The sequence below is a fragment of the Solimonas sp. K1W22B-7 genome (assembly GCF_003428335.1).
Taxonomy (GTDB): Bacteria; Pseudomonadota; Gammaproteobacteria; order Nevskiales; family Nevskiaceae; genus Solimonas_A.
This window is the reverse complement of the sequence record NZ_CP031704.1, coordinates 974,680-996,135: the sequence shown is the minus strand read 5'-3', so window position 1 is coordinate 996,135 and position 21,456 is coordinate 974,680. Positions and strand designations below refer to the sequence as shown.

Sequence of the window (21,456 nt, the reverse complement as noted above, 5' to 3'; positions counted from 1 at the left end):
CCTAAGCAGCGACGGCGCCGTCGCCGTGGTCCAGCGCGGCGATCAGCTCGCGCATCTCATGGAGATCGGTGGACGCCAGCAGTCGCATGGCGGTGCGGCGCAGGGCGCCGATGTCGGAGTCCATGATGATGCGCTTGACCTCCAGCACCGAGGCAGGATGCATGGAAAAGTCGGTCAGGCCCAGGCCCAGCAGCAGGCGCGTATAGCGCACGTCGCCGGCCATCTCGCCGCACATCGCCACCGGGATGCCCGCCTTGGCGCCGGATTCGATGGTGTGGCTGATCAGCTGCAGCACCGCCGGGTGCAAGGGGTCGTAGAGGTAGTTGACCTCGTCGTCGACGCGGTCGATCGCCAGGGTGTACTGGATCAGGTCGTTGGTGCCGATCGAGAAGAAGCGCGCGTGGCGCGCCAGCATCGGCGCGGCGATGGCCGCCGCCGGCACCTCGATCATCGCCCCCACCGGCACCTCGGCCGCCATCGGCTGGCCTTCCTGCTGCAGTTCGGCGCGCGCCAGCTCGATCAGGCCGAGCGCCTGGCGGTATTCCTGCAGGCTGGAGATCATCGGCAGCATGATCTGCACGCGGCCCATGGCCGAGGCGCGCAGCAGCGCGCGCACCTGCACGCGGAACAGCTCGGGTTCCTTCAGGCACAGGCGGATCGCGCGCAGACCCAGCGCCGGGTTGTTCGGCGTGGGGCCGTTGCTGCGCCCGGAGTCGACCTGCTTGTCGGCACCCAGGTCCAGCGTGCGGATCGTGATCGGACCGTCCACCGAGGCCACGATGCGCGCATAGGCCTCGTACTGCTCGTCCTCGGACGGCAGGGTCTTGCGGTTCATGTACAGGAACTCGGTGCGGTACAGGCCGACGCCCTCGGCACCGTTGGCGGCCGCCTCGCGGGCGTCCTCCGGCAGCTCGATGTTGGCCAGCAGGCGGATCTTGACGCCGTCGCGCGAGACCGCGGCCTTGCCGCGCAGCTTGACCAGGTTGCGGCGGTACTCGGCCTGCTCGGCCTGGCGATTGCGGTAGAAGGCCAGCGCCTGTTCGTCGGGGTCGGCCAGCACGTGGCCGGGCTCGCCGTCGACGACGAGGGTCTCGCCGTCGCGCAGCAGGCGGCGCGCATCGCGCAGGCCCACCACCGCGGGGATGCCGAGGCTGCGCGCCAGGATCGCGGTATGCGACAGCGGGCCGCCGTACTCGGTGACGAAGGCGGCGACGTTCTGCTGCGACAGCAGGATGATGTCGGCGGGGGTGATGTCGTCGGCGACGACGATCAGGGGCTCGGCGCCGGCCTCGGCCTTGGGCAGCGCCTTCTCGGACTTGAGCAGCACCCGCAGCACGCGCGCGACGACATGCTCGACGTCGTCCTTGCGCGTTTTCAGGTACGGGTCGTCCATCTGCTCGAACACCGCGACCAGGGCGTCGCGGGTCTTGCGCAGCGCCGCTTCGGCGTTGATGCCCTGGCTGCGGATGGTCGCCGCCGTGGCCTCGGTGATGGAGCGGTCGTCCATCATCAGCAGGTGGGTGTCGATGAAGGCGGCGATGTCGCCCGGCGTACCCGGCGGAATCTGGCCGCGGATGTCGCGCAGCTGGTCGCGGGCGCGGGCATGCGCCTCCCTGAAGCGCCGCAGCTCGGGCTCCACCTCGGCCGGCTCCAGCTTGTACTCGGGCGCGTCGAGGTCACCCGCATGCACTTTCTGCACGCGGGCGATCGCGATGCCTCGCGAGACGCCGATACCGGTGAGCCAGAGCGACATGCGCGGGCGACTGCCTATGCGTCTTCGCCGAAGCGGTCGGCGACCAGCGCCGCCAGTTCCGTCAGGGCCTGCCCGGCATCCTCGCCCTCGGCGATCAGGGTGATCTGCGAGCCCTTGGCGGCGGCCAGCATCATCACGCCCATGATCGACTTGCCGCTGACCTCGCGGCCGTCCTTGCGCACGCGCACGTCGGCCTCGAACTTGGCGGCCAGCGTGACCAGCTTGGCGGCGGCACGCGCGTGCAGGCCGAGCTTGTTGACGATGTCTACGGTTCGTTCCACGTCAGGCTCCCTTGTCTTTATGGGGACAGGCGATGATGCCGCGCTGACCGCCGTCCACCGCGCCCTGCGCCATCTCGGACAGCGACAGCCTGGGATAATTGAAGATGCGGATCAGCATCGGCAGGTTGATGCCGGATACGACACGGACCTCGCGGCCCGCCGCCAGCTTGTTGGCGATGTTGCTCGGCGTGGAGCCGAAGGCGTCGGTCAGGATCAGCACGCCGTCGCCGTCGTCGAGCAGGTCGGCGAGTTTCTGGCCCTGCAGGATCAGGCCGTCGTGGTTCTGCACCAGGTGCACTTCCAGGGCGTCGTTGCGCAGCGGCAGATCGCCCAGCATGTGGTGCATGGTCTCGAGCAGGTTCTGCCCGAGCTTGCCGTGGGTCACCAGCAGCACGCCGACGCTCATTTGTGCGTCGCCTTGTCCTTGTGACCGACGTGGCGTTCGGTGTTGGCATCCCACATCTCGCGGTGGCGCACCACCACGTTGTCGTAGTTCTCGCGCAGGGTCGCGCCGAGGCGCTCCACCAGGTAGACGCTGCGGTGCTGGCCGCCGGTGCAGCCGATGGCCACGGTCAGGTAGCTGCGGTCCTGGCGCTTGTACTCGGGCAGCCAGTGGTCGAGGAACTGGCGGATGTCGCCGAGCATGCGGTTGACCTGGGGGAAGCGCTCCAGCCAGGCGGCCACCGCCGGATCGCGTCCGGTCAGCTTGCGCAGCGTCGGCTCCCAGTGCGGGTTGGGCAGGCAGCGCACGTCGAAGACGAAGTCCGCGGCTTCCGGCAGGCCGTTCTTGTAGCCGAAGGACATGAACAGCAGCGACAGCTTGCCGGCGCCGCCGCCCGGCACCTGCGCCAGGATCTCCTCGCGCAGCTCGTGCAGGTTCTTGCTGGTGGTATCCAGCGTGGCATCGGCGACATTGGCGATCGGCGCCAGCAGGCGGCGCTCCAGCGAGATGGCCTCGGGCAGCGACACCTGCTCGCTGGCCAGCGGATGGCGCCGGCGCGTCTCGGAGTAGCGCTTGAGCAGCGTCGGATCGTCGGCGCGCAGGAACAGCACGCGGGTCTCCACGCCCTGCTCGCGCAGGTACTCCAGGTAGCGCGGGAATTTCTCGATTTCCTTGGGGCTCTCGCGCGCATCGATGCCGACGGCGAGGCGGTCGAAGCGCTGGTCGAGCTGGCGGATGGCGCGGCGCGCCATCGGCCCCACCAGGGCCAGCGGCAGGTTGTCGATGCAGTAGTAGCCCAGATCCTCGTACTGCTTGAGGGCCACGGTCTTGCCGGCCCCCGACAGGCCGCTGACGATCACCAGCTTCATGCCGACACCGCCGTCGGACTGTCGTGAATGGATTTCATGGCGGCTTTTTCGTTTTCTTCTGTCCGGCTTTCTTGCTGGGTTTGCTGCGGGGCCCGGGCTCGCCGGCCCGGCGGATCGCGTCCGCCTGGCGCCGGCTGAAATCCTCGTCGGCGCGATAGCCCTGGCGGCGCAGCTTGAGATCGCGGCAGGCGGCTTCGACGAGTACCGCGAGATTATGCCCGAGGCGGATCGGAATGGAGATTTCGACGACGCTCAAGCCGAGGATTTCGCGACTGCCGCGGTGGCCCGAGAGGCGCTCCATGCCGCTGGCCGGCGCCATCGCCGCGCCCAGCTCGACCACCAGGTCCAGGGTGGCGGCCTTGCGCAGGCTGCCGGGACCGAACAGGCGGCGGATGTTGAGCACGCCGAGGCTGCGCGCCTCCAGGAAGCCTTCCAGCAGCGGCGGACACTGCCCCCGCAGGGCCTGGCCGCGGCGTTCGAACTCGACCGCGTCGTCGGCAATCAGGCGGTGGCCGCGCGTCAGCAGTTCCAGCGCCAGTTCGCTCTTGCCCAGGCCGCTGCGGCCGGTGATCAGGACGCCCTGGCCGAAGACTTCCAGGAAAACGCCGTGCAGGGTGGTGCTGTCCCGGGGCGGCTGGGAGGTGGTGCGGGAGGCGGCGGCCATCGGCGACCGCCCCGGGGTCAGGCGGGCTTGAAGTTGGACAGCAGGCTGTGCAGCGCCTCGTCGTCGGCGGCTTCGCGGGCCTGGCGGCAGAAGGCTTCGTCGGAGAACATCTCGGCGATGGCGGCCAGATGCTTCAGGTGCGCCTCGGTGGCGTTCTGCGGCACCAGCAGGCCGAACACCAGGTCCACGCCGTTGCCGTCGTGGGCTTCGTAGTCCAGCGGGTGCTTGAGGCGCATGAAGGCGCCGACGCTTTCGCTGACGCCGGGCATGCGGCCGTGCGGGATCGCCACGCCGTGGCCCAGGCCGGTGCTGCCGAGCTTCTCGCGTGCCGACAGGCTGTTGAGGATGTCCCCGCTGCTCACGTCCGGCGCGCCCTTGACCAGGAGCTTGCTCAGCTCTTCCAGGGCCTTCTTCTTGCTGGTGAACGTATGTCCGCTGCTGACGCGGTCGGCGGAGAGGATGTCGGCGAGTTTCATGGTCTGATTATGCTTCCAAACTAAGAGGGCCGTCCCCACCCTCGTGGGAACGGCCCCAACTTTACCCCATCGGAACGCCGGGCGGCTGATGCGCCCGGACGAAGGGAAAACTACTGCAGGGACATGCGCTTGATCGCGTCCTTGTGGTGATGATTGCGCAGCTTTTCCTTGTGCTTGCGGGTCTGCTGGTCGAGCTTGTCCATCAGCAGGTCGATGGCGGCGTACATGTCGCCATTGATGGCCTCGGCGTGGAGGTTGGCGCCGCTGGCGTGAACCGTGGCTTCAGCCTTCTGCTGGAGCTTGTCTACCGAGAGGATCACTTCCGCACTGATCAGATGATCGAAGTGGCGTTCCACCCGCTTGAGCTTCGCCAGCACATACTCGCGCAGTGGCAGGGTGACTTCGACGTGGTGACCAGAAATGTTCAGGTTCATCTATAACGCTCCTCTGGTTGACCGGCCTGCCTTCAGGACGGCGGTTTACGCTCATGCGAGGGGGGAATGCCGAGACCCTCGCGGTACTTCGCTACGGTTCTGCGTGCAACTTGTATGCCCTCCTTCAGCAGCATTTCCGACAGCGTCGAGTCGGACAGCGGACGTACGGAATCCTCGGCGGTGATCAGTCGTTTGATCATGGCCTGGATCGCGGTGGCGGAGCAGACGCCGCCCTGGGTGGTCTGGACGTGGCTGGAAAAGAAAAACTTGAGCTCGTAAAGCCCACGCGGAGTGAGCATGTACTTGTTCGCGGTCGCACGTGAAACCGTCGATTCATGGATCCCGAGCTGTTCGGCGATGTCCCTCAGGACGAGGGGCCGCATCGCCTCCTCCCCATATTCCAGAAAAGCGCGCTGTTCTTCAACTATGCATTGTGCAACGCGCAAAAGCGTCTCGTTGCGCGCTTCCAAGCTATTGATGAAATAGCGGGCTTCCTGCAAATGTGACTTCAGTGTCAATTGGTCGCGGGAACTGTCCGCGCGGCGAATCATCGATTGGTAGAAGCCGTTGATGCGCAGCCGGGGGGCGTGTTCGGGGTTCAGGGACACCCTCCAGCGCCCTTCCTTCTTGGCCACGAACACGTCCGGCGCCACGTAGTCCGACTCGTGGGCCTGGAAGGGGCGCCCCGGGTGCGGCTGCAGCGACTGGATCAGGGCCAGGGCCGGCTCCACCTGGGCCAGCGGCAGGCCGCTGCCCTTGGCGATCAGGGCCGGGTCCTTGCGCGCCAGCAGGCCGATGTGATGGTCCACCAGGGTCAGGGCCGCCTGGATGCCGGGCTCGCGCGCCTGGAACTGCAGCAGCTGCAGGCGCAGGCACTCGGCCAGGTCGCGGGCGCCGACACCATTGGGGTCGAACTCCTGCACGGTCTTGAGCACCGTCTCGACCTGGTCGAAGCTCACGTCCAGGGCCTCCTGCAGGCGCTGGGCGATGTCCTCCCAGTTCTCCAGGTAGCCGTCGTCGTTGATGGCGTCGATCAGGTGGGCGGCGATCTCGGACTCGGTGGGCGTGAACGGCGCCAGCCCGGCCTGCCAGTTGAGGTGGTCGCGCAGGCTGGCCTGGCCGTGCAGGTTGGCCTGCAGGTAGTCCTGCAGGTCGTCGTCGTCGCCGCTCTTGCCGGTACTGCTGCCGGTGCCGGCGGCGTCGTAGACGTCGCCCCAGTCGGCATCCACCGGCATTTCCTGGGGAATCTCGACATCGCTGCTGACCTCGACCGCGGCCACCTCGGCGCCAGGGGCGGCGGCGGCGTCCTGCGCCTCCGCGGACTCGGCACCGGGCTCCAGCTCGACCGGGCCCTCGCCGTCGAGTTCCAGCATGACGTTGGATTCCAGCACCTGCTGGATTTCCTGCTGCAGGTCCAGGCTGGAAAGCTGCAGCAGCTTGATCGCCTGCTGCAGTGCCGGGGTCATGGTCAGGGATTGACCCAGCCGTAGGCCCAGGGAGGTCTTCATGCGGAGAAAGCTGTCGGGTGAATCATGTTTCCCATTCTACGCCGGGAACGGTACGAAAGTTGCTTCATTTTATTGACGACCCATCCGTGGGACGAGGGACCGGCCTGGCGCCTGGCGGCCATGGCGGTCTTTACTTGAGGGAGCGGGCCACAACCTGGCCCGCGGGCGGAGCTTACAGCTTGAACTGTTCGCCCAGATAAACCCGACGCACCGTTTCGTTCTCCAGCAGCGTCGCCGGCGCACCTTCGGCGATCACCGCACCCTCGGCCAGGATGTAGGCGCGCTCGCAGAGCGACAGCGTCTCGCGCACGTTATGGTCGGTGATCAGCACGCCGATGCCGCGCTGCTTGAGGTGATGGACGATGTGCTGGATGTCGCCGACCGCGATCGGATCGACACCGGCGAAGGGCTCGTCGAGCAGGATGAAGCGCGGATTGGCGGCCAGGGCGCGCGCGATCTCGACGCGGCGGCGCTCGCCGCCGGACAGGGACTGGCCCTCGCCATCGCGGATGTGCGCGATGTGCAGCTCGCCGAGCAGGCGCTCCAGCTCCTGTTCGCGCGCCGCCTTGTCCAGGTCCTTGCGCGTCTCCAGGATCGCCAGGATGTTCTCGGCGACCGTGAGCTTGCGGAACACGCTGGCTTCCTGCGGCAGGTAGCCGATGCCGCGGCGCGCGCGGGCATGCATCGGCGCGCGGGTCAGGTCCTCGCCGTCCAGTTCGATGCGGCCGCCATCGGCGGCCACCAGGCCGACGATCATGTAGAACGACGTGGTCTTGCCGGCACCGTTGGGGCCCAGCAGTCCGACGATCTCGCCGGCGCGGACGCTGACCGAGACGTCGCGCACGACGGTGCGCTTCTTGTAGCGCTTGACCAGGTTGTACGCACTCAGCACCGAAGCGGCGGGCGGAGTCTGGGCGGCGGTCATGGCTGCTCCCCGGCTTCGGGTGTCGGCGCGGCGGGCGGCGGCGGCGCCTTGGGAGCGGAGCGGCCACCCGTGCTGGCTTTGGGCGGCGGCTGGATCACGATCTTGACCTGCCCGCCCTCGCCACCCGCCGCCTTGATGCGGCGCGCGGCGGCGTCATAGCGGATGTTGTCGCCGTCGATCTGGTCCTTGCCGCGCGTCAGGTGCGCATTGCCGAGGATGTCGACCATGCTGCTGCGGCTGTCGTAGTTCAAGGTCCTGGCCTCGGCACCGACCGGCGGACCGACTACGCCGCTCTTGTCCTTCAGGCCCGGATGATCGAGCTTGGCCGGGTTGCCGGTGACGCTGGCGGTGAACTGGCCGCCGGCGAGCTGGCGCAGCTCCAGGCGGTCGCCCTTGAGCCTGAGCGTGTCGGAACTGAGCAGCACGTTGCCGCTGTAGACCATGGCACCGTTCTGTTCCCACTCGGCGCGATCGGCGGTGACGGTGACCGGGCCAGTGGGGCGCAGTGCGTCCACCGCGGTCTCGCGGTTCTGCTGCGCGCCGGCCAGGCCGGCGGCGAGCGCCAGCGCCAGGGCCAGCAGGCCCTCAGCTGCGCGGTTGCGGGACATAGTCCACCTCGACCTCATTGAGCAGTTTGACCTGGGTGCCGCCCCAGTCGGCGCGCATGCCGCGGGCGCGGGCGGCGCGATTGGGGCCGCTGAGGCGCACGCGGTCATCGGTGGCGATTTCCTTGCGCTCCAGGTCGACCCACAGGGAATCGGTGTCGACACGGACCGGCTCGCCGCTCTTCATCCTGCCGGTCATCTCCACCGGCTTGTCCAGCACGATGCGCTGCTGCCCCGCGGGCATGCGGCCGCTGGGCGATTGCAGGTTCCAGGGACCGCCACCCTCGCCCAGGCGCTGCACGCTCAGCATCTCGAAGCGGGCCGACTTGTCGTCGTAGTAGCGCGCGGTGTCGGCGGCGGCCTGGATCAGCGGCTTGCCCTGCGCGTCCAGGCGCGTCCATTGCACGCCCTGCAGCTCGTAGCGCGGCGGCATGCCGGTTTCGGCCACCGCCTGCTGCGTCTCCGGCTGGAAGCCGCGCAGCAGCGTCAGCGTGGCGAACACCGCCAGCGCCGCCGCCACCACGAAGAACAGGGAGCCGCGTTTCATCAGATCAGGCCCTGCGCTTCCAGCACCAGGTCGATCGCCTCGCGCACCGCGCCGTGGCCTCCGGTGTAGCGGCTGGTCCAGTGGGCCAGGGCCAGGGCCTTGGGGTGGGCGTCGGCCACGGTGCAGGCCAGGCCCACACGCTTGAACAAGGGCAGGTCGGGCACGTCGTCGCCGACGTGGGCGCACTGCTCGTCGCTAAGGCCCATCTCGGCGCACATGCGCAGGTAGGCCGGCTCCTTGTCCTCGGTGTCCAGGGCAATGTGCTTCACGCCCAGCCACTCCAGGCGGCGGCGCATGGACTCGGAGGGACGGCCGCTGATCACCGCGACCTGCAGGCCGAGCTTCAACGCCAGCTTGATGCCGTAGCCGTCGCGCACGTAGTTGGTCTTGGTTTCTTCACTGTTGGGGCCGATGTAGAGCTTGCCGTCAGTGAGAACGCCGTCGATATCGAGGAACACGCAGCGCACTCTGGACGCGCGCTGCTGAATTTCGGCTGAAGAGAGCGCGGCGGACATTCAGACCACCCCCGCGCGCAGCAGGTCCTGCATGTGCACGATGCCTTCCAGCCTGCCGGCCTCGTCCAGTACCAGCAGCACGGTGATCTTGTGCTTCTCCATCAGCTGCACGGCCTCGGCCGCGAGCTGGCCGGAGCGCACCGACTTGCCGCCGGCGGTCATCACCTCGCGGATCTTCGCGGTGCGCACGTCCAGGCCCTTGTCCAGGGTGCGGCGCAGGTCGCCGTCGGTGTAGACGCCCAGGACCTTGTCGTCGGGACCGACGACGGCGGTCACGCCCAGGCCCTTGCGGGTCATTTCCAGCAGCGCCTCGGTCAGCAGCGCATCCGGCCCCACCTTGGGCAGCTCGGCGCCGCCGTGCATGACGTCGGCGATCTTCAGCAGCAGGCGGCGGCCCAGGGAGCCGCCGGGATGCGACATGGCGAAGTCCTCGGGCGTGAAGCCGCGGGCTTCCAGCAGGGACACGGCCAGGGCATCGCCCATGGCCAGGGTCGCCGTGGTGCTGGAGGTGGGCGCCAGGTTCAGCGGGCAGGCCTCCTGGGCCACCGAGACGTCGAGGTGGACGTTGGAGGACTGCGCCAGGGTCGACCTGGGCTTGCCGGTCATGGAGATCAGCGGCACGCCCAGGCGCTTGATCAGCGGCAGGATCGTGACGATCTCGCCGGTCTCGCCGGAGTAGCTGATCGCCAGCACCACGTCCTGGCGGGTGATCATGCCGAGGTCGCCGTGGCTGGCCTCGCCCGGGTGGACGTAGAAGGCCGGGCTGCCGGTGCTGGCCAGCGTCGCCGCCAGCTTGCCGCCGATATGCCCGGACTTGCCCATGCCGGTAACGACGATGCGGCCCGTGCAGGCCAGCATCAGCTGGCAGGCAGAGACGAAGGCATCGTCGACACGGGGCAGGAGGTCGTTGAGGGCGTCGCGCTCGATTTCCAGCGCGCGCCGACCCATCGCTTTGAGTTTTTCGGCATCCATAGGAGTGTAAGTATAAGCTGACAGGGATGACGGAACCCGACCTGAAACAATTCGATCCGGCCGGATACCGGTCCATCGTGTTTTTCACCGGCGCCGGCCTGTCGGCCGAGTCCGGTGTGCCCACCTACCGTGGACATGGGGGCATCTGGGCGCAGTACAACTACGAGGACTACGCCTGCCAGCGCGCTTTCGAGCGCGACCCGGTCCGGGTGCTGGATTTCCACGAAGTCCGCAGGACACATGTCCTGAAATGCCCGCCGCATGCCGGCCATCGCCACCTGGCGCGGCTGCAGGCGGCTTTTCCGCAGGTCCGCGTGGTCACCCAGAACATCGACGGCCTGCTGCAGCGGGCGGGCATCGCGGTGGACGCCGAACTGCACGGCTCGCTGTGGCGCCAGCGCTGCAGCCGCCACGGCCTGCGCGAGGACCTGGAGGCCGGCCCCTACCGCCAGCGCCAGTGCCCGGACTGCGGCAGCTGGCTGCGGCCGGACATCACCTGGTTCGAGGACGCGGTGGATGGAGCGGTCTTCGCCCGTACGCAGCAGTTGGTCGCCGGCTGCGACCTGTTCGTGTCGGTGGGCACCTCGGGCGTGGTCTGGCCGGCGGCGGGCTTCGCGCAACTGGCGCGCGACAGCGGCGCGCGGATGGTGGAGATCAACCTGGAGAACAACGAGGCCTCGGCGTTGTACCGGCATCGGCTGAGGGGGCCGGCGGGGGTGGTGTTGCCGGCGGCGTTTCCGTTGGCGGATTGATCATGGGGCTTCCCTCCAAGGCAAGAATCTCAGTCCGCAAATGAACGCGAATAAACGCAAATACTCAAATCTTCCAATTCGCGTTCATTTGCGTTCATTTGCGGACTGCACTGCTTCTGGTTGTTCTACCGCAACCCGCTCCTTCTCATCGCCGCCGGCGTGAAGAACCCATCCTCCCCCTGCCAGCGGTAATTGGTCGGCTTCTCCAGGTTGTCCAGCCCGGCGACGACGTAGCGGCCGTTGACGAAGTCGTAGCCGGACTCGATGGCGGCCACCACCGCCGGCAGGTCGTAGGCGGTCATCAGGTGGCCTTCCTGCACGCGCCAGAGCTGGTCGCGCGTGTCGTAGCAATCGACATAGGCGATGTACCAGCTGTCCTCGTCGAGATAGAACGTGCGGCGCTTGTACAGATGCGTGGTGCCCTGGCGCACCGTCGCCTCCACCACCCAGACGCGGTGCAGCTCGTAGCGCGCCAGGTCCTGGTTGAGATGGGCCGGGCGGATCACGTCCCGCGGCTGCAGGCCGCGCTCTTCGAGCTTGTAGCTGTTGTAGGGGATGTAGACCTCGCGCTTGCCCTGCAGCTTCCAGTCGTAGCGGTCGAGTGCCCCGTTGTAGATGTCGATCTGGTCGTGCGTGCCCAGCGAGTCGGTGGCCAGCGTCGGGTTGTCGTAGCCCAGCTCCGGCGCGCGACGCACACGGCGCTGGCCGGGGTTGTAGGACCAGGCCATGTTCGGCTCGCGCAGTTGGTCGATGGTCTGGTGCACCAGCACGATGTTGCCGGCCAGGCGCGGCGGCGACAGCACGTAGGTGAGGTAGTAGAGGAAGATGTTGTCCTTCAGGTCCGCCGGCTCGATGCCAATCTGGTTGTACTTGAGCTTGGCGTAGCGCAGCACGCGCGTGATCTCGAAATCACCGCTGCGCGTGACCACGGCGGCGTTGTAGTAACCCTCCAGCCCCGGAGCGACATACTTGGTCTTGTGGTTCCAGATCGCCTCGGCGCCGGTCCTGGGGATCGGGAAGGCCGGGCCGGTAACGGCGTCGCGCAGCGAGTCGGTGCCTTCCAGCACGGCACGCTGCGCGTTCTTCTTCACCGCGTCGTAGACCCCCTGCGGATAGGCCGCGCTGCGCCGCGTCGGATAGACCTTCATCGTGTAGGTCTTGTAGCGGCGGAAGGTGTCGAGCTGGCCGGCGGTGAGACGGTCCTTGTACTGCGTGTAGTTCGCGGCGTTGATCGTGAACAGCGGCTTGTCGGCGGCGTAGGGATTGCTGTAGCCCTTCTGCGGGTCGATCGCCTTCTGCTTCAGGCCGCCGCTCCACTCCGGGATGCTGCCGTCGGCATTGCCGGCGCGCTGCGCGCCCATCGGCGTCAGGTCACGGCCTAAACGGTCCGCTTCCTGCTGCGGCACCTTGGCCAGGATGGCGGGCGACAGCAGCGTCAGGGACAGGGCGATGAGGCCGGCGAGTTTCATGTGAACATCCTCAGAACGCGTACTTGACGCTGAAGGCCGCGGAGTCGCGGTCGTGCAGCAGGTTGGTGTTGCGGTAGTCCTTGCCGACGCCGAAGAAGCTGATGTAGCTGAGGTCGAAGGCCCAGCGGCCGAGGTATTCGAAGCGCATGGAAGCCTGCGCCTGCATGCTGTCCTCGATGAAGGAGCGCGCGGGTCCGGCGGGCGTGCCGTTGATGTCGTGGAAGAAGGTCAGCGTCGGCGTGAAGTTCCAGCTGCTGCCGAGGAAGTTGGCGTAATTGAGGAACGTCAGCACGCGGTAACCCCAGCCGAAGTCCTCGGAGTAGTAGTTGTCGGACACGCCCTCGGTGCCGCCCTTCTGGAAGGTGCCCGGCCCCTCGAAGCGCAGCTCGGCCTTGTCCGGCATGTCGAGGATTTTCGTGGCGCCGAACTCGACCAGGATGGTCCACTGCTCGGCCTTGAAGGGATTGTCCGGCCCCCAGAGATAGGTGCCGGTGAGCTGCCACTGCAGCATGTCCATGCGCCGGTAGCCCTGGAAGTAGCTGCCCGGCGCCACGTCCTGCCCCAGCTGGTTCTCGGGGAAGAACATCGAGAAGGCGGTGCCGCCCACCGGGCCGGCGAGTTGCGTGACCGGCGCCAGGCCGTGGTAGACCAGCTCGTAGTCGTCGATCTGGAAGGGCTGGCCATGGCGCCAGCTGAACTCGCCCTGCAAGGCCACTCCCAACGGTGTATCCGTATTGAAGCTGATGCCGGTGACCTGGATGTCTTCCGGGTACTCCAGCCGGTAGCCGCCGACCCCGTGGATGCCGCGCAGCTTCTCGATCTGCGCGGCAGACAAGGACTCCGGCGCCAGCAGGCCGCGCACCAGCAGCACGCCGGTGAGGCCGCTGGGGTCCTGCGTGCCGGTGGCGCTGATCTCGTTGTACTGCTGCCACTGCGCCTCGCTCAGCGCGTAGCCGCTGGTCAGCGGCAGGCTGGAGTGGATGTTCATGAAGAACAGGCCGAACTCCATGCTGTTCCAGTCCGGCACGATGGCGGTGAGCGCGAAGCCGAACTGCCCGTCCTTGCGCGCGTCCTTGTCCTTGCGGCGGAAGATCCTGTAGCCGTCGGGCAGGTCGTTCTGTTCGAAGAACACGCTCTCCAGGATCAGGAACTCGCCGCCGGTCGCCAGGCCGTCCACCTGCCCGAACAGGCTGCCCTGGGGATCGACCACCACCTTCTCGTTGCCGAGCTGGTAGAAGGCCTCGAAGCTGATTTCGTCGGTGACGCCAAGCTGGGCATAGACCAGCGGCACCGGCACGAAAACGTTCTTCAGCTCGGAACCGGGGTAGCGCAGCTTGGTCAGGTCATAGGTGTTGATCGAATTGATGCCGAACTGGATGAAAGTGCTCTCGCCCCAGCTCACCACCTGGTTGCCGATGCGCAAGCTCAGCGGCATGTCGGCAAGCTCGAAGTTGCCATAGGCGTACCCGTCGAGCAGGCGCAGGTCGGCGGCGTAGGCCTCCACCACGCGGTCGTCGCGGCGGCGGCCATTGAGCGCGGCCTCGTCGAACTCCGCGTTGACCGGATCGTAGTAGCCGTAGATGCGCACGAAGGCGCCGTAGTCGCCCCAGCTCAGGTTCAGGTCCTGGTTGAACTGTAGTGGCGCGTAGGTGATGTCGCCGCGGTCGTAGTTGAGGTTGCCGTCGTCGATGTTGGAGGACAGACCCGTGCCGCCGTTGCCGCGGCTGACCAGGCCGGGGTCGCGGTCCTGCACGCGCACGGCGACGCCCGCCGTCAGCAGGGTGTCCACCTGCAGCGTGGCATCGCCGAACCTGCTCTCGAAGGCCTGCGCCGGCGGGGTGGCCGCCAGGGCAGCGCCCAGGATCAGGGCGGCGCGGTGCTTGCGTCGTGCGTACATGTCTCCCCCGGCCGCGCCTGCGTGGGCAGCGGCGATAGGCTGCTCTTATACCTCAGGTACAGCGCTGCACCGAAGGCCAGCTGCGCCAGCGCCAGTGCGTAGTGCATGACGTCGATGTCCGGATGCCGGCCCTGCGGCGCGAAGATGCCGGCAGCGAGGCTGGCGGCGATCCCCAGGGCGATGGCGGCGGCGACACGCCGATCTCCCCGGTCACGGACCAGCAGCGTTGCCCAGCCCAGTAGCGTTGCCAGCGCCACGACCAGGCGCGCGCCCGGCTGCATCCAGGCCGCCGCGCTGAGCAGCAGCAGGGCGCCGATCACCATCGCCGCAACGCGCGGCGGCGGCGCGAGATAGCCCAGCAGCACCAGCGGCAGGCCCAGCGTGCCGGTGATGAAGGACAGGCCCTGGTGCAGCGGCTGCAGCTGCGGCAGCGGGCCATAGCGCAGGCAGCCGGCGGCAGCGGCCAGCGCCATCAGTGCGAAGCCCGCCATCGCCAGTCTGCGCGGCCGCGCCAGCCCCAGCGCCGCCAGGGCGCAGGCGCAGAGCACGGCGTCGGACAGGATGGTGGCGGGCTGCATGTTCAGCCGCCTCCCGTTGCGGGTGCGGCCGCCGGCGGCGGCGTGTCCTTGCCGACATCGGGCGGCTGCAAGGGCCGGCGCAACGCCTCGCGCCAGCTGGGCGCGGCGCGCATCTCGCTCCACAAGGCCTGCCAGTCGTGGAAGGCGATGCGCAGCGGGTGATGACTCTCGACGTTGTGCGTCAGGCCGTAGCGCACCTTCTCCCCTTCCGGCTCGAAGGTCCCGAACAGCCGGTCCCAGACGATGAAGATGCCGCCGTAGTTCCGGTCGATGTACTGCGGGTTGGCGCCGTGGTGCACGCGATGATGCGAGGGCGTGTTGAGGAACCATTCCAGCGGACCGAGCCGGCCGATGGTCTCGGTGTGGATCCAGAACTGGTAGATCAGGCTGATGCCACCGGCGGTGATCACCGCAGCCGGCGTGTAACCCGCCAGGGCCAGCGGCATGAAGAAGCCGTAGGAGTACAGGGGCGTGGTCCAGGACTGGCGCAGCGCCGTCGTCAGATTGAAGGCCTGGCTGGAGTGATGGTTGACGTGCGCGGCCCAGCCCAGGCGTACGCGGTGGCTGAAGCGGTGATACCAGTAGAAGAAGAAATCATGCCCCAGGATCAACACCGGCCAGGCCCAGGCCTGGCTCATGTCGATGTCCCAGAAGCGGTGCTGGTAGAGGGCCACGAAGGCCGCCACCCAGAACAGCTTGCACAGCGCGCTGATGAAGACATTGCCCACGCCCATGGCGAGGCTGGCAAAGGCATCCCGCCCATCGTAGGCTAGCCCGCGCCGGAGCAGCCACGCCGCCTCGATCGCGACCAGCGCGAGGAAGGCGGGAATGGCATAGAGCACCAGTTGTTCCATGGCGCCATGTTGCCCGGAACCGGGGGAGCCGTATTGACCGCAAACACAAGCCCATTGTCCGCAGATGACAGGTCCGCGGCGGCTGAACCGCAAGTCGTCTTCCTCGCCTATGCCCGCGGCCTGATCGATCAGCTGCGCGGCCAGCGCCTCGACGTGGCACCCCTGCTGGCCCTGGCCGGCCTGGACGAGGCCGCGCTGGACGAGCCGGGGCGCACGATCCCGGCCGAGACCTACGTGCAGCTGTGGCAGCAGGCCGAGAAACTCAGCGGCGACACCCGCCTGGGCCTGCACGTCGGCGAGGTGGTGCGGCCCGGCAAGTACGGCGTGCTGGGCTACGTCATGATGAGCTGTGAGACCCTGGGTGAATCCCTGCTGCGCCAGCTGCGCTACCAGGACCTGGTCGGCAAGTCCGGCCGCTCCGAACTGGTACAGGGCGGCGACCGCTGCGAACTGCGCTGGCACTCGCAGATGGCGCGGGCTTCACCGCATGTCGGCGAGGAGCACGTCGCCAGCTGGGTCGCCTTCGCCCGCTGGATTCTCGGCGCCCCGGGCCGCGATCCCATCGAAGTGCAGTTCGAGCACCCCGCCCCGGCCGATACCTCCGAGCACCAGCGCCTGTTCCGCTGCCCCCTGCGCTTCGGCCAGCCGCATACCGCGGTGGCCTTCGAGGCGGGCCTGCTGAAACTGCCGCTGCGCGACAAGAACCCCGAGATGCGCAGCCTGATGGACCGCCACGCCGAAATGCTGCTGGCGCAGCAGGTGCAGGGCGAAACCGAGATCGAGCAGGAAATCCGCGAGGCCATCGCCAGGCAGTTGGCCGACGGCGTACCGCCGATCGAAGTGGTCGCGGCGCAGCTGAAAGTGCAGCCCCGCACCCTGCAGCGGCGCCTGTCCCAGGCCGGCAGCAACTACAAGGACCTGGTGGATGACGTGCGCCGCCGGCAGGCGCTGCGCTACATCGAAGACCCGCGGCTGAACCTGCCGGAGATCGCATTCTTGTTGGGGTTCTCGGAGCAGAGTTCCTTCCAGCGTGCGTTCAAGCGCTGGACGGGAATGCCGCCGGGGCAGTATCGGGAGGGTGGTACGTAGGGTGCGCACCGCGCACCTGCGATGTTGGGTCGGGCCGATTCCGCGTGCGCGGTGCGCACCCTACGACGACTGGCTATCGAGTAAGGAAATCCCAAAGGTTAGTGCTGAGCGCATCCTTGGCCACTCGGCTCATTCTTGAATCGTCTCGATCTGGAATCCAGGAAAACTCCAATCCTCCGTGGAACAGCAACCCGTAGGTTGGGGGTAAGCGCAGCGCACCCCAACATCCCCGCATCACCTCAAACTTCGACCGTTGGGGTTCGCTACGCTCACCCCAACCTACATGACCAGCCCATCGGCAAGCCGAACATTCCCGCCGGCCAGCTGAAACTCTTCCACGGAAATCTCTTCCACCAGCTTGCTCTCGCCCTCGCCACAACCCGCACACGAATACACCATCACCGGCGGCCGATAGCTCTTCTTGAAATCGGCGAAGCTCATTCCCTGGCCGCCGGTCAGCGCCGACTCGATGCGCAGCAGGCGGATCACGCGCAGGTCTTCACGCCCCAGTTGCTGCGCCAGCCGCTGCTCGGCCAGCGTGGCACCCGCACGATCGAAGTCCTTCCACTCCGGCTCCGTCGCTTCGGCGATGAACACTTCATCCAGCTTGCCGCTGCTGGCCGAAAACAATCCGCCGGCTTCCGTTTCACGCTCGCCGGAAAACTGGAAATGCGGGAACAGCGCGCCGCAGGCCTGGCAGCGCAGGCGCAGGATGCTGCCGGTGACGACGATGGGGTTCATGCTCAGGCTTCAGTCTTGATTTTTGTGTAGGCGTCCAGCGCGCGCTGGCGCGAGACCGCGAGGTCCACGATCGGTGGCCAGTGAGCCCCCGGGACATGCAGGCGCTCCGCCGGCAGACCGGCGAGTTCCGGCAGCCATTGGCGCAGGTACTCACCACTCGGATCGAATTTCTGCGACTGCAGCACCGGGTTGAACACGCGGAAGTAGGGCGCGGCATCGGCGCCGCAGCCGGCGGTCCATTGCCAGCCCAGGGTGTTGTTCGGCAGGTCGGCGTCCACCAGGGTGTCCCAGAACCAGCGCGCGCCTTCCTGCCAGGGGATCAGCAGGTTCTTGGTGAGGAACGACGCGACGATCATGCGCACGCGGTTGTGCATGATCCCTGTGGCCCACAGCTGGCGCATGCCGGCGTCGACGATGGGAATGCCCGTGCGGCCGCGCTGCCAGGCGCGCAGGTCGGCGGCGTATTCGGCGGGCTTGCGCCAGGGAAAGGGGCGGTACTTCTCGACCAGCGGTTCCAGCGGCGTCTGCGGGAAATGGAACAGCAGGTGGTGGGCGAACTCGCGCCAGCCGATCTCGCGCAGGAAATGCTCGGTGCAGGCGATGCGCCCCGCCCCGCCCTCCTCGGACTGTGCGCGCTGCATGCGCAGCAGCACCTGGCGCGGGCCGATGTCGCCGAAATGCAGATGCGGCGACAGGCCGGAGGTGACGTCCACGGCCGGCTGGTCGCGCTGGGCGGAGTAGTCCAGCACCACGTCGTCGGCGAAGCGCTCCAGGCGCTTGCGCGCGCCGGCGGCGCCGGGCTGCCAGTGAGTGGAGAACCCGGCGGCCCAGGGCAAGCGCGGCAGCAGCTCCAGCGAGTCCAGCGGCAGGCTGGCGGGCGCCTTGGCGGGTGGCGCCAGCTTCTGCGGCACCGGCCCCAGCCGGCCCGTGGGCAGCAGGGCCTGGGCGGCCTTCCAGTAGGGGGTGAAGACGCGGTAGGGCGCGCCGCCGCCGGTCTTGATCTGCCAGGGCTCGATCAGCAGGGCGGCGTTGGCGCTTTCGGCCTCCAGGCCGTCTTCGCGCAGCGCTTCCTTGATGCGACTGTCACGCGCGATGGCGGCCGGCTCGTAGAGGCGGTTCCAGTAGACGGCGCCAGCGCCGGTCTCCTTCGCCAGCCGGCGCAGCTCGGTCAGGCTGTCGCCGCTGCGGATCACCAGGGGGCTGCCGCGCTTTTCCAGTTCCCCGACCAGGTCGGCCAGGCTGTGGTGCAGCCACCAGCGCGAAGCGCCGCCGGGGGCCCAGGGAGCCTCCTCGTCGGGCGCCCAGATGTAGACCGGAACGATCTCCTCGGCCTCGCGCAGGGCCAGCTGCAGGGCCGGGTTGTCGGCCAGGCGCAGGTCGCGGCGGAACCAGAGGATGGCGGTGCTTGGGGCAGAGGCTGTCATGCGGTCAAATGCGGCTGAGCTGTTCGGGGCGACTACCAGTAGCTGTTACCGGGCATGCGGCTTCGGGAGAGTTCAAGGCGATGTAAGTCTGGATATCGATTCTTCAGGCGCGCGCTTCGGCAATCCAGTAGACCCTCACTCCTCGACTCCCAGCTCTTTGATCAGGTCCTCCACCGGAATTACCCGCCCGGCCTTGGAGTCCGCGAGGCCGCGTTCGATCGAAGCACGCACGTCCATTTCATAGGCCAGGTCCTCCCAGGTAGCGGAATCCGGCAACTGGTCGATCAGGGCGTGAGCCGTTTGCTTCAGGGTGGCGGCAGCAGAACCGGGCATGACGAGCTTTCTGGCGAAATATCTTTCAGTTTATAGCCGCTTGCGCCGGGGAGCGGAAACGCCGTCCAGTGCGCTCATCTGAGCGAGAAGCGCAGACGGTAGCGCCCGCCCTGCCCGGCGAACCCTATTTCCAGCGGCTCCCCGGGAACCGGCTCGATCAACTGGGCCGGCCCCAGCGGCCGGTCGTCGCCGGCGGCCCGGGCGATGGCCTGGTCCATCTCGGTCAGCAGATGGGCGGCCAGGAACACCCGCGGCTGGTCCTGCAGGCTGATGAACAACCGGCGCACGTCCTCCAGCGACTCCAGCAGCTGGTCCAGGCGCCCGCCGGGGGCGAAGTCCTGTTCACCGTCCCGCTCCAGCAGGGCGGCCAGCACCAGGCTGTCCGGGGCCCAGTCCGGGTCCACTTCCAGGCGGGCGGCGCGGCGTTCGCCGGGCGCCAGGCCCTGCCACTCCGGGGCGGACAGGCTGAAGGCGCGCAGGCGGCAGCGCCCGGCCCGGCCGGTGACGGCCACGACCAGGTAGACCTCGTCCGGGGTCCATTCAGGGGTGTCCTGGACGCAATGAAGCTGGTCGACGGTCAGCGTCGGCATGCCGGAGCCTGAATTGGGAAGGGTGGGCAGTATAATGAGCGTCTATGTCCTCCTCCCCTACGCCCGCCGTCGCCATCGCCGGCGTCCGCAAGACCTATGGCAAGCTCCAGGCCCTGCGCGGAATCGACTTTTCGATCCGCCAGGGGGAGTTCTTTGGCCTGCTCGGTCCCAACGGCGCCGGTAAATCGACCCTGATCAGCATCATCGCCGGCCTGGTGGGCGCCGATGCCGGCACCGTGTCCGTCATGGGCCACGACACCGTGTCCGACTTCCGCGCCGCCCGCCGCAAGCTCGGCGTGGTACCGCAGGAGCTGGTGTTCGACCCCTTCTTCAAGGTGCGCGACATGCTGCGCATCCAGGCCGGCTACTACGGCTGCGGCAAGGAGTCCTGGGCCTGGATCGACGAGATGCTGGAGCGCCTGGACCTGGCCGACAAGGCGGATTCGCCGATGCGCGCCCTGTCCGGCGGCATGAAGCGCCGCGTGCTGGTGGCCCAGGCCCTGGTGCACCGCCCGCCGGTGGTGATCCTGGACGAGCCTACCGCGGGCGTGGACGTGGAGCTGCGCCGCACGCTGTGGTCCTTCATGACCGACCTGCACGCCAAGGGCACCACCGTGGTGCTGACCACCCACTACCTGGAAGAGGCGCAGGAGCTGTGCGAGCGCATCGCCATCCTCGACCGCGGCCAGGTGGAGGTGATCGAGACCACGCGGCAGCTGCTGGCGCGTCACCCCTTCCGCTTCCTGCGGCTAAAGCTGTCGGAGGGCGCCACCCTGCCGGCGAACCTGCAGGCCCTGGTGTCGGCGGAAGTGAACGGCACGGTGGAACTGAAACTGGAAACGGCGAAGCACCCGATCGCGACGGTGTTCGACAGCCTGCGCGCGGCCGGCATCGCCATCGAGGACGTGCACACGCGTGAACCGGACCTGGAAGACATCTTCGTGGAACTGACCGGGAGCAAGGCATGAGCCCGGACCAGATCGGCTTCCAGACGCTCTTGAAGAAGGAAGTGATGCGCTTCTGGTCGGTGCTCGGCCAGACCGTCACCGCGCCGGTGATCACCGCCCTGCTGTACCTGCTGGTGTTCGCGCAGGCCATGCAGGGGCGCGCGCCGGTCTACCCGGGCGTGGGCTACACCGAGTTCCTGCTGCCCGGCCTGATCATGATGACGGTGATCCAGAACGCCTTCGCCAACACCTCGTCCTCGCTGATCCAGTCCAAGGTGATGGGCAACCTGGTGTTCCTGCAGATGGCCCCGCTGGGGCCCTGGGAGTGGTTCGGCGCCTACGTGGTGGCGGCGCTGGTGCGCACCACGCTGGTGGCCAGCGCGATGCTGCTGGTGACGGTGCCCTTCGTGCAGTTGCCGATCCACCAGCCGCTGGCGCTGCTGGCGATGTTCCTGCTGTCCTCGGCGAGCCTGGCGGTGCTGGGCCTGATCGCGGGCATCGTGTCGCAGAAGTTCGACCACATCGCCGCCTTCACCAACTTCTTCATCACGCCATTGAGCTTCCTCTCCGGCGTGTTCTACTCGGTGCACGCGCTGCCGCCGTTCTGGTACCAGGCCTCGCACCTCAACCCGTTCTTCTACATGATCGACGGCTTCCGCTACGGCTTCTTCGGACAGGCGGACGTACCCCTGTTCCAGAGCCTGCTGTGGTGCCTCGGATTTTTCCTGGTTGCCTCCGTGGTCTGCCTGCGGATGCTGATGACCGGCTACAAGCTCAAGAAGTGACATACC

25 protein-coding genes are annotated in these 21,456 nt (G+C 67.7%); 4 read left to right on the top strand and 21 right to left on the bottom strand.

The features are described from left to right. Window position 1 precedes the first annotated feature (1 nt). The 13 genes from ptsP to D0B54_RS04765 all read right to left on the bottom strand — a co-directional run bounded on the left by ptsP (window position 2) and on the right by D0B54_RS04765 (window position 9,991). Entirely contained in the window at window positions 2-1,753 is a 1,752-nt protein-coding gene (ptsP, locus tag D0B54_RS04825) for a phosphoenolpyruvate--protein phosphotransferase (RefSeq protein ID WP_117289708.1), read from the bottom strand. A gap of 14 nt (window positions 1,754-1,767) precedes the next feature. Beyond that, on the bottom strand, window positions 1,768-2,034 hold the full coding sequence (locus D0B54_RS04820; protein ID WP_117289706.1) for an HPr family phosphocarrier protein: 267 nt from the start codon (window positions 2,032-2,034) through the stop codon (window positions 1,768-1,770). A gap of 1 nt (window position 2,035) precedes the next feature. Next, on the bottom strand, window positions 2,036-2,440 hold the full coding sequence (locus tag D0B54_RS04815) for a PTS sugar transporter subunit IIA (RefSeq protein WP_117289704.1): 405 nt from the start codon (window positions 2,438-2,440) through the stop codon (window positions 2,036-2,038). Further along, window positions 2,437-3,345 (bottom strand): RNase adapter RapZ, encoded by a 909-nt coding sequence (gene rapZ, locus D0B54_RS04810; protein WP_117289702.1) that lies wholly within the window; start codon window positions 3,343-3,345, stop codon window positions 2,437-2,439. The genes D0B54_RS04815 and rapZ overlap by 4 nt, the downstream gene beginning before the upstream one ends. 34 nt (window positions 3,346-3,379) lie before the next feature. Continuing rightward, window positions 3,380-4,009: a hypothetical protein gene (locus tag D0B54_RS04805; protein WP_117289700.1), complete on the bottom strand. Its 630-nt coding sequence runs from the start codon at window positions 4,007-4,009 to the stop codon at window positions 3,380-3,382. Window positions 4,010-4,026: 17 nt separating this feature from the next. Next, window positions 4,027-4,485 (bottom strand): PTS sugar transporter subunit IIA, encoded by a 459-nt coding sequence (locus D0B54_RS04800; RefSeq protein ID WP_117289698.1) that lies wholly within the window; start codon window positions 4,483-4,485, stop codon window positions 4,027-4,029. Between the two features lie 110 nt (window positions 4,486-4,595). Further along, on the bottom strand, window positions 4,596-4,919 hold the full coding sequence (gene hpf, locus D0B54_RS04795; protein ID WP_117289696.1) for a ribosome hibernation-promoting factor, HPF/YfiA family: 324 nt from the start codon (window positions 4,917-4,919) through the stop codon (window positions 4,596-4,598). 32 nt (window positions 4,920-4,951) lie between these two features. Next, window positions 4,952-6,427 carry an RNA polymerase factor sigma-54 gene (locus D0B54_RS04790; protein ID WP_117289694.1) on the bottom strand — a complete coding sequence of 492 codons (1,476 nt, stop codon included), beginning with the start codon at window positions 6,425-6,427 and terminating at the stop codon, window positions 4,952-4,954. A gap of 172 nt (window positions 6,428-6,599) precedes the next feature. Then, window positions 6,600-7,352: an LPS export ABC transporter ATP-binding protein gene (lptB, locus tag D0B54_RS04785; RefSeq protein WP_117289692.1), complete on the bottom strand. Its 753-nt coding sequence runs from the start codon at window positions 7,350-7,352 to the stop codon at window positions 6,600-6,602. Further along, on the bottom strand, window positions 7,349-7,960 hold the full coding sequence (gene lptA / locus D0B54_RS04780; RefSeq protein ID WP_162932213.1) for a lipopolysaccharide transport periplasmic protein LptA: 612 nt from the start codon (window positions 7,958-7,960) through the stop codon (window positions 7,349-7,351). The genes lptB and lptA overlap by 4 nt, the downstream gene beginning before the upstream one ends. Next, window positions 7,938-8,504: an LPS export ABC transporter periplasmic protein LptC gene (gene lptC / locus D0B54_RS04775; RefSeq protein WP_117289688.1), complete on the bottom strand. Its 567-nt coding sequence runs from the start codon at window positions 8,502-8,504 to the stop codon at window positions 7,938-7,940. Before lptC ends, lptA begins: the two co-directional genes overlap by 23 nt. Then, window positions 8,504-8,962 (bottom strand): KdsC family phosphatase, encoded by a 459-nt coding sequence (locus tag D0B54_RS04770; RefSeq protein WP_240433550.1) that lies wholly within the window; start codon window positions 8,960-8,962, stop codon window positions 8,504-8,506. Before D0B54_RS04770 ends, lptC begins: the two co-directional genes overlap by 1 nt. A 57-nt stretch (window positions 8,963-9,019) precedes the next feature. After that, window positions 9,020-9,991, bottom strand: a complete 972-nt coding sequence (locus D0B54_RS04765; RefSeq protein WP_117289684.1) for a KpsF/GutQ family sugar-phosphate isomerase — start codon at window positions 9,989-9,991, stop codon at window positions 9,020-9,022. A gap of 26 nt (window positions 9,992-10,017) precedes the next feature. On the opposite strand from D0B54_RS04765, the gene D0B54_RS04760 reads away from it, so the two are divergent. Beyond that, on the top strand, window positions 10,018-10,743 hold the full coding sequence (locus D0B54_RS04760; RefSeq protein ID WP_117289682.1) for an SIR2 family NAD-dependent protein deacylase: 726 nt from the start codon (window positions 10,018-10,020) through the stop codon (window positions 10,741-10,743). Between the two features lie 125 nt (window positions 10,744-10,868). Here the strand turns inward: D0B54_RS04760 and D0B54_RS04755 are convergent, their stop codons facing one another. Genes D0B54_RS04755 through D0B54_RS04740 form a run of 4 tightly spaced genes read right to left on the bottom strand, consistent with a single transcriptional unit; the run spans window position 10,869 to window position 15,541 of the window. Next, window positions 10,869-12,212, bottom strand: a complete 1,344-nt coding sequence (locus D0B54_RS04755) for a DUF1329 domain-containing protein (protein ID WP_117289680.1) — start codon at window positions 12,210-12,212, stop codon at window positions 10,869-10,871. Between the two features lie 10 nt (window positions 12,213-12,222). Beyond that, complete coding sequence (locus D0B54_RS04750) at window positions 12,223-14,109, bottom strand: DUF1302 domain-containing protein (RefSeq protein WP_117289678.1); 1,887 nt, start codon at window positions 14,107-14,109, stop codon at window positions 12,223-12,225. After that, complete coding sequence (locus D0B54_RS04745; protein ID WP_117289676.1) at window positions 14,076-14,687, bottom strand: hypothetical protein; 612 nt, start codon at window positions 14,685-14,687, stop codon at window positions 14,076-14,078. Before D0B54_RS04745 ends, D0B54_RS04750 begins: the two co-directional genes overlap by 34 nt. A 2-nt stretch (window positions 14,688-14,689) precedes the next feature. Then, window positions 14,690-15,541: a sterol desaturase family protein gene (locus D0B54_RS04740; RefSeq protein ID WP_117289674.1), complete on the bottom strand. Its 852-nt coding sequence runs from the start codon at window positions 15,539-15,541 to the stop codon at window positions 14,690-14,692. 54 nt (window positions 15,542-15,595) lie between these two features. Here D0B54_RS04740 and D0B54_RS04735 point away from each other — a divergent pair, with 54 nt between their 5' ends. Continuing rightward, window positions 15,596-16,630: an AraC family transcriptional regulator gene (locus D0B54_RS04735; protein WP_162932212.1), complete on the top strand. Its 1,035-nt coding sequence runs from the start codon at window positions 15,596-15,598 to the stop codon at window positions 16,628-16,630. A gap of 279 nt (window positions 16,631-16,909) precedes the next feature. Here D0B54_RS04735 and D0B54_RS04730 read toward each other — a convergent pair whose 3' ends face one another. From D0B54_RS04730 to D0B54_RS04715, 4 genes are all read right to left on the bottom strand, one after another. After that, on the bottom strand, window positions 16,910-17,371 hold the full coding sequence (locus D0B54_RS04730; protein WP_117289670.1) for a hypothetical protein: 462 nt from the start codon (window positions 17,369-17,371) through the stop codon (window positions 16,910-16,912). A 2-nt stretch (window positions 17,372-17,373) separates the two neighbouring features. Continuing rightward, a complete protein-coding gene (locus D0B54_RS04725; RefSeq protein ID WP_117289668.1) occupies window positions 17,374-18,795 on the bottom strand; it encodes a cryptochrome/photolyase family protein in 1,422 nt (473 codons plus the stop codon). 135 nt (window positions 18,796-18,930) lie between these two features. After that, window positions 18,931-19,128, bottom strand: a complete 198-nt coding sequence (locus tag D0B54_RS04720) for a hypothetical protein (protein WP_117289666.1) — start codon at window positions 19,126-19,128, stop codon at window positions 18,931-18,933. 74 nt (window positions 19,129-19,202) lie between these two features. Then, window positions 19,203-19,718 carry a hypothetical protein gene (locus tag D0B54_RS04715; RefSeq protein WP_117289664.1) on the bottom strand — a complete coding sequence of 172 codons (516 nt, stop codon included), beginning with the start codon at window positions 19,716-19,718 and terminating at the stop codon, window positions 19,203-19,205. A 44-nt stretch (window positions 19,719-19,762) separates the two neighbouring features. On the opposite strand from D0B54_RS04715, the gene D0B54_RS04710 reads away from it, so the two are divergent. Both D0B54_RS04710 and D0B54_RS04705 read left to right on the top strand, forming a co-directional pair. After that, window positions 19,763-20,686 carry an ABC transporter ATP-binding protein gene (locus D0B54_RS04710; protein ID WP_117289662.1) on the top strand — a complete coding sequence of 308 codons (924 nt, stop codon included), beginning with the start codon at window positions 19,763-19,765 and terminating at the stop codon, window positions 20,684-20,686. Beyond that, window positions 20,683-21,450 carry an ABC transporter permease gene (locus D0B54_RS04705; RefSeq protein WP_117289660.1) on the top strand — a complete coding sequence of 256 codons (768 nt, stop codon included), beginning with the start codon at window positions 20,683-20,685 and terminating at the stop codon, window positions 21,448-21,450. Before D0B54_RS04710 ends, D0B54_RS04705 begins: the two co-directional genes overlap by 4 nt. The last annotated feature ends 6 nt before the right edge of the window (window positions 21,451-21,456 follow it).